General features: G+C 53.1%; 2 protein-coding genes. One reads left to right on the top strand and one right to left on the bottom strand.

Features of this window, described 5'->3' with window-relative positions; all coding sequences use genetic code 11:
- Window positions 1–223 precede the first annotated feature (223 nt).
- Window positions 224–499 carry an oxidative damage protection protein gene (locus ACTHSP_RS18810; protein ID WP_003682648.1) on the bottom strand — a complete coding sequence of 92 codons (276 nt, stop codon included), beginning with the start codon at window positions 497–499 and terminating at the stop codon, window positions 224–226.
- Between the two features lie 128 nt (window positions 500–627).
- Here ACTHSP_RS18810 and glnE point away from each other — a divergent pair, with 128 nt between their 5' ends.
- Complete coding sequence (gene glnE, locus ACTHSP_RS18805) at window positions 628–3312, top strand: bifunctional [glutamate--ammonia ligase]-adenylyl-L-tyrosine phosphorylase/[glutamate--ammonia-ligase] adenylyltransferase (protein ID WP_440346663.1); 2685 nt, start codon at window positions 628–630, stop codon at window positions 3310–3312.
- The last annotated feature ends 331 nt before the right edge of the window (window positions 3313–3643 follow it).

The raw sequence follows: 3643 nt of genomic DNA, 5'->3' as shown, positions 1-3643 counted from the left end.
AGGACGGTATTTTTGGCAACCGAGCCTTGCGAGGTATAGTCGTAAACGTCGTTTTGCATGGCGTTTGCTCCAGTATGAATTGAAAATGAATGAAATTTGGATTCTAACAGAGAATCATGGGTTTGTATGATTTATCTGTTCTATTTGCCTAATATGCGGGGCAATCGGGAATTTTAAAGGCCGTCTGAAAATCAGGTTTCAGACGGCCTTGGCTTTTCAATGCTTATTTAGGCTCTTGCGGAACGTAGCCTTGTACGGCATCTGCTCCGTCGCCGAAGAAGTATTGTTCCATCTGCTGGGCGAGGTATTCGCGTGCGCGCGGATCGGCAAGGCTTAGGCGGTTTTCGTTGATCAGCATGGTTTGGTGACGGGTCCATGCCATCCATGCTTCTTGGGAAACGTTTTCGAAGATGCGTTTGCCCAGTTCGTTGGGCAGCGGCGGAAATTTCATGCCTTCGGCTTCTTTGCCGAGTTTGACGCAGTGAACCATACGGGTCATGGCGGTTTCCTTATGTGGGGTTGCAAAGGTTGGTATTTTAGCCGATTGCACGGATAGGGGAAAGCGTGGGTTTCAGACGGCCTGAAACCTTGCTATGATGGTCTTTTCTGTTTATTCAGGCAAAGATTATGAACCGCCTCGACGCCGCCCGCCGTTATTCCCTTTTTCTCGCCCGTAATCTTGATTCAGGTAAACTCAAGCCCGAAATTTTCCTGCCCATGCTGGACAAGGCGTTGACCGAAGCTGATTTTCAAGCTTTTGCCGATTGGGACAAAATCCGTGCGGAAGAAAACGAGGAAGAATTAGCGCGGCAGTTGCGCGAGTTGCGCCGTTATGTCGTGTCGCAGATTATCGTGCGCGATATCAACCGCATCAGCGATTTGAACGAAGTAACCCGTACGATTACGCTGTTTGCCGATTTTGCTGTGAATACTGCGTTGGATTTTTCTTACGCCTATTATCAGGATATGTATGGTACGCCAATCGGGCGTTATACTAAATCGCCGCAGCATTTGAGCGTGGTGGCGATGGGTAAGGCAGGCGGCTATGAGCTGAACGTGTCTTCCGATATCGATTTAATTTTCATCTATCCCGAATCGGGCGATACCGACGGTAGGCGCGAACGGGGCAATCAGGAATTTTTCACCAAAGTCGGGCAGAAACTGATTGCGTTGTTGAACGACATTACCGCCGACGGGCAGGTGTTCCGCGTCGATATGCGGCTGCGGCCGGACGGCGATTCGGGCGCGCTGGTGTTGAGTGAAACCGCGCTGGAGCAATATCTGATTACACAGGGGCGCGAATGGGAGCGCTATGCGTGGTGCAAAGGCCGCGTGGTTACGCCGTATCCGAACGACATCAAATCGCTGGTGCGCCCCTTTGTGTTCCGAAAATATCTGGATTACAGCGCGTATGAGGCGATGCGCAACCTGCACCGCCAAATCCGCAGCGAAGTCAGCAAAAAAGGCATGGCAAACAACATCAAACTCGGCGCAGGCGGCATCCGTGAAGTCGAATTTATCGCCCAGATATTCCAGATGATACGCGGCGGCCAAATGCGCGTGCTGCAACTGAAAGGTACGCAAGAAACGCTGAAGAAACTTGCCGAGCTGGGCATCATGCCGTCTGAAAACGTTGAAACCCTGCTGGCCGCCTACCGATTCCTGCGCGACGTCGAACACCGCCTGCAATACTGGGATGACCAGCAAACCCAAACCCTGCCCACCTCGCCCGAACAGCAACAACTGCTCGCTGAAAGCATGGGCTTCGACAGCTACGCCGCTTTTTCAGACGGCCTCAATGTTCATCGGAACAAAGTCAATCAGTTGTTTAACGAAATCTTGAGCGAACCCGAAGAACAAACGCAAGACAACAGCGAATGGCAATGGGCATGGCAGGAAAAACCCGACGAAGAAGAACGGCTAGGCCGTCTGAAAGAATATGGGTTTGATGCCGAAACCATCGCCACACGGCTCGACCAAATCCGCAACGGCCATAAATATCGCCACCTTTCTGCACACGCCCAGCCGCGTTTTGACGCCATTGTGCCGTTGTTGGTACAAGCGGCGGCCGAGCAACCCAACCCGACCGATACGCTGATGCGGCTGTTTGACTTCCTCGAAAACATCAGCCGCCGCTCCGCCTATCTCGCCTTCCTCAACGAACATCCGCAAACCTTGGCGCACCTAGCACAAATCATGAGCCAAAGCTCATGGGTGGCGGCGTATCTGAGCAAATACCCGATTCTGCTGGACGAACTCATCAGCGCCCAGCTTTTGGATACCACGTTTGACTGGCCAGCACTCGCCGACTCGCTTTCAAACGACCTCAAAGCCTGCGGCGGCGATACTGAAGCGCAAATGGACACATTGCGCCATTTCCAACACGCCCAAGTCTTCCGCCTCGCCGTTCAAGACCTTGCCGAATTGTGGACGGTAGAATCACTTTCCGATCAACTCTCCGCACTTGCCGACACCATCCTCGCCGCCGCTGTGCCATGCGCGTGGGCGGATATGCCCAAAAAACACCGCGACACGCCGCAATTTGCCATCATCGGCTACGGCAAACTGGGCGGTAAAGAGCTCAGCTATTCCTCCGACCTCGACTTGGTCTATCTTTACGACGACCCGCATTCCGATGCAGGCGACGTTTACAGCCGCCTTGCCCGCCGCCTGACCAACTGGCTTTCCGCCGCCACCGGCGCAGGCAGCCTCTACGAAACCGACCTGCGCCTGCGCCCCAACGGCGATGCAGGTTTCCTCGCCCACAGCATCGCCGCCTTTGAAAAATACCAGCGCGAAAACGCATGGACGTGGGAGCACCAATCCCTTACCCGCGCCCGTTTTATCTGCGGTACGCCTGATGTTCAGACGGCCTTCGACCGCATCCGCACCGAAATGCTGACCGCCGAACGCGACCAAACCGTTTTAGCAGGCGAAATCATTGAAATGCGCGAAAAAATGTTCCCCACCCATCCGCCTGCCGACAGTAATGTTAAATACGCGCGCGGCGGCGTGGTCGATGTCGAATTTATCGTCCAATACCTCATCCTTGCCCATGCCCGCCAGTATCCGCAACTCCTCGATAATTACGGCAACATTGCCTTGTTGAACATCGCTGCCGACTGCGGCCTCATCGACAAAACCTTCGCCGAACAAAGCCGCACCGCCTACCGCTTCTACCGCCAGCAGCAACACAATACCAAACTGCGCGATGCCAAAAAAACCGAAGTGACGGACGAATTGCTGACCCATTACGGCAATGTGCGAAAACTATGGCGGGAAGTATTCGGGGCAGAAGTGAAGTTCGGATAAGCAGGCGGGCGTATTCAGCGTCAAAAGCCCTGTACAGCAACACAATTTACCGCCACAACAAACGAGCTTTAAAAGGCAAACTTTCGAACATAAAGAAAGCGCTGTTTTGTGAACCTATAAAAAAGGCCGTCTGAAATTTTTCAGACGGCCTTTTATGGTATTTATTCTTCTTCCTCTTCCGGTTCAGCCTCTGCCTCTGCAGGTTTCTCAAGGAAATTGCCTGCCAACCACAGTAAAGCGCCGCCGCCTGTAATGCCTGAGACCTTTGCAAAATTCCTTTCCTTCCAACAGCCGAAATCCAAACAAGGGTTTTCAGCTGTTTTCTCCTCCA

The sequence above is a fragment of the Neisseria sp. P0001.S005 genome, assembly GCF_051963715.1.
Note: the sequence above shows the minus strand (reverse complement) of the source record. Positions and strands in the feature narration are given on the sequence as shown.

Excerpts from the sequence above, each read along its gene's own strand:
- ACTHSP_RS18810 (WP_003682648.1), bottom strand. The coding sequence starts at position 499 with ATGACCCGTATGGTTCACTGCGTCAAACTCGGCAAAGAAGCCGAAGGC.
- glnE (WP_440346663.1), top strand. The coding sequence starts at position 628 with ATGAACCGCCTCGACGCCGCCCGCCGTTATTCCCTTTTTCTCGCCCGT.